The following is a 3,586-nucleotide window of genomic DNA, read 5'->3' on the forward strand; positions in this document are numbered from 1 at the left end:
CTGGCCCTGGCCAACGAGCAGGCCTCGACCGTCCGGGCCGAGGCCGGCCGCGAGCTGTCCGAGGCCCGCGCCACCGCCGACGGCATCCGCGCCGAGGCCACCGCCGAGCTGGAGCAGGCCAGGGCCGACCGCGCCGAGCTGATCGCCGCCGCCAAGGCCGAGGGCGCCGAGCTGGTGGCCGCCGCCGAGGACGAGGCCGCCGAGGTCCGCCAGTCGGTGGCCGGCATGCACGAGGCCGCCGCCGAGCAGATCGCCGCGCTCAGGGCCGCCGCCGAGCAGGAGGCCACCGAACTCCGCGAGGCCGCCGAGCAGGACGCCACCGAGCTGCGCACCCTCGCCGAGTACGAGACCACCGAGCAGCGGGAGCTGGCCGAGCGGGAGAGCACCGAGCAGCGCGAGTCCGCCGACGCGTACGCCGCCGAGCTGCGCGGCCTGGTCGAGCGGGAGAGCGCCGAGCAGCGCGAGCTCGTCGACCGCGAGACCGCCGACCTGCGGGCCCGCACCGAGGCCGAGACCACCGCCCTGCGCGAGCAGACCGAGCTGGAGCTGGCCGCCGAGCGGGAGGCCGTCGAGAACGAGATCGGCCGGCAGCGCGCCGAGGCCCGGGCCTACGACGGGCAGCTGCGCGCGGAGGCCGAGGCCGAGCTGCGCGCCGCCCAGGAGGCTGCCGAGCAGCTGCGCGCCGACGCGGAGGCGCAGGCCGCCCGTACGGTGGCCGAGGCCGAGGCCCAGGGCGCCCGGAGCATCGCCGACGCCGAGGAGCTGTCCGCGGCCCTGCGCGCCGAGGCCGACGAGTACGCCCTCGCCACCCGCACCCTGGCCGACGACTACGACTCCGCCACCCACTCCCGCGCCGACGCCTACGACGCGGAGACCCGGGAGGCCGCCGAGCAGTTCGACAAGGCCACCCGCGAGCACGCCAAGTCCGTCCTGGAGAAGGCCTTCGCGGACGCCGAGGCGCTCGGCGAGGACGCCCAGACCACCGCGCTGGCGACCACCGCCGCCGCCGAGGAGCAGGCGGACGCCATGGTCGCGGCCGCCCGCAAGGAGGCCGACCGGCTGGTCGCCGCCGGCGAGGCGGCCGGTCAGGCCGAGGTCGAGAAGGGCCGCTCCGACGCGGACACCCTGCTCGCCGAGGCCCGCCGGGACGCGACCGCGATCCGCGAGCGCGCCGAGGAGCTGCGCGAGCGTACCGACGCCGAGGTCGAGGCCCTGCACGAGCGCGCCCGCAAGGAGAACGCGGCGGCCATGAAGTCGGCCGGCGAGCGGGTGGACGCGCTGGTGACGGCCGCCCAGGAGCAGCTGACCGAGGCCGAGGAGCAGGCGGTGGCCACCGTCGCCGAGGCCGAGGACCGCGCGGCGGCCCTGGTCGCGGCGGCCGAGGACCGCGCGGCCGAGCTGACCTCGGAGGCCTCCGCGGAGGCCAGCAAGGTCCGGCTGTCCGCCGTCCGCAAGGCCGAGGGCCTGCTCAAGGAGGCGGAGACCAAGCTCGCCAACTCCACCGACCGCGCCGAGGCGCTCATCGGGAAGGCCGAGGCCAAGCTCCGGTCGTCCGAGGCGGAGGCCGAGGAGCGGCTGGACCGGGCCTCCACCGAGGCGGAGAAGCGGCTGCGGGACGCCGACGAGTCCGCGGACGAGCAGGTCGAGCTGGCGAAGGCGGAGGCCGAGCGGCTGCTCGCCGAGGCGAAGGCCGAGGCGAAGCGGGTCACCGACGAGGGCCGGCGCGAGCTGGACGAACTGGTGCGCCGCCGCAAGGACATCAACACCGAGATCTCCAGGGTCCAGGATGTGCTGTCCGCCCTGGAGGCGTTCGAGGCGCCGTCACCGGTCGCCCAGGCCAACGGGGGAAGCAGCAGCAAGAAGGACGGGGGCGCCAAGGCCGGTGCCGGAGTTGGCTCCCCCCGGTCGGGTGGCAATCGCTCCAAGAGCTCACCACCCGATTGAGCGGACATTGGCGGTCATTGTCCGTGAGAGAACGGCATAACGCCGTCGACACTCCGGTACCGTGTCAGGATTCCCTCAACCACCTCAGCGGTTTGACGACAGGAAGCCCAGAACCCCATGAGCGACAGTCACTCCCCTCACGGCTTCGACCTGGTGCGCCGTGGGTACGAGCGCGCCCAGGTCGACGAGCGGATCACCAAGCTGGTGGCCGACCGTGACAGTGCCCTGACCCGGATCAGCGCGCTGGAGAAGCGCATCGAGGAGCTTCACCTCGAGACCCAGTCCGCCCAGGCGGCGGTCACCGAGGCGGAGCCCTCCTACGCCGGTCTCGGCGCCCGGGTCGAGAAGATCCTGCGACTCGCCGAGGAGGAGGCCAAGGACCTGCGCGACGAGGCGCACCGCGCCGCCGAGCAGCACCGCGAGCTCGCCGAGGCCGCCGCCCAGCAGGTCCGCACCGAGGCCGAGAACTACGCCAAGGACCGCAAGGCCAAGGCGGAGGACGAGGGGCTGCGGATCGTCGACAAGTCCAAGAGCGACGCCGCTCAGCTGCGCGCCGAGGCCAACAAGGACGCCCAGAACAAGCGCGAGGAGGCGGACGCCCTCTTCGAGGACACCCGCACCAAGGCCGCCCAGGCCGCGCTGGAGTTCGAGACCAACCTGGCCAAGCGCCGCGAGCAGTCCGAGCGCGACCTGGCCGCCCGTCAGGCCAAGGCCGAGAAGCGCCTGGCCGAGATCGAGCACCGGGCCGAGCAGCTGCGCCTGGAGGCCGAGAAGCTGCGCACCGACGCCGAGCGCCGCGCCCGCCAGACCGTCGAGACGGCCCAGCGCCAGTCCGAGGACATCGTGGCCGACGCCAACGCCAAGGCCGACCGCATCCGCAGCGAATCCGAGCGCGAGCTGGCGGCGCTCACCAACCGCCGCGACAGCATCAACGCCCAGCTGACCAACGTCCGCGAGATGCTGGCGACGCTGACCGGCGCGGCCGTGGCCGCCGCCTCGCTGCCGACCGACGACACCCTGGGCGTGCCCGCCCAGCAGTCGCGCTGACGCACACCGGCCGAGCCGCACCGCAGGCCCTCACCCGCCCGGGTGAGGGCCTGTCGGCTTGTCGCGCCGTCATCGCCTCGGGCGCGGCTTGACGAAGGGTCCCTAGCGGGGGTAGGCGCCGTCCGGCCGCTGGTACCCGCTGCTGAGCTGGTTGCCCTCGTCGTCCGAGACGGTGCCGAACCAGGAGGTGCACCAGACCGACACCGAGTCCGGCCAGTACTGCACCTCGAAGGGGTGCCCGGGCCCGTAGTCGCCGTACGAGGTGACGATGAAGGTCTCCCCCGGGCGCATCCAGTAGTCCTCGCCGAGCGGTTCCAGGGTCAGCTCGACCAGCCCCTCGCCCCGGTTGGTCACCGGCATCCGGCCGCTCACCTCCAGCGCCGAGAAGTCCCAGGCCGCCGCGTCCTGACTCTCCTGGCTCATCCGGCGGCCACCCGGGCGAGCAGGGCGCGCACGACGGCGTCGAAGGCCTCCGGCGCCTCCAGGGCGCTCAGGTGGCCCACCCGGGGCAGGACGGTCAGCTCGGCGTCCGGCCGGGCCCGCAGCATCGCCTCGGCCTCCTCCGGCGCCACCAGGGCGTCCTCGGCGCCCGCCA

At 74.6% G+C, this 3,586-nt stretch carries 2 protein-coding genes and 1 pseudogene; 2 read left to right on the forward strand and 1 reads right to left on the reverse strand.

Annotated features, from left to right (window positions below; translation table 11 throughout):
- Both AE652_RS26160 and AE652_RS26165 read left to right on the forward strand, forming a co-directional pair.
- Nucleotides 1–1,944: pseudogene (locus AE652_RS26160) on the forward strand (hypothetical protein); the annotation flags it as partial.
- Nucleotides 1,945–2,061: 117 nt separating this feature from the next.
- Nucleotides 2,062–2,991: a cellulose-binding protein gene (locus tag AE652_RS26165; protein ID WP_049655735.1), complete on the forward strand. Its 930-nt coding sequence runs from the start codon at nt 2,062–2,064 to the stop codon at nt 2,989–2,991.
- A gap of 102 nt (nt 2,992–3,093) precedes the next feature.
- On the opposite strand, the gene AE652_RS26170 is transcribed toward AE652_RS26165, so the two are convergent.
- Nucleotides 3,094–3,414: a hypothetical protein gene (locus AE652_RS26170; RefSeq protein WP_049655736.1), complete on the reverse strand. Its 321-nt coding sequence runs from the start codon at nt 3,412–3,414 to the stop codon at nt 3,094–3,096.
- Nucleotides 3,415–3,586: the final 172 nt, after the last annotated feature.

It is taken from the genome of Kitasatospora sp. MY 5-36 (assembly GCF_001182915.1).
Taxonomy (GTDB): Bacteria; Actinomycetota; Actinomycetes; order Streptomycetales; family Streptomycetaceae; genus Kitasatospora.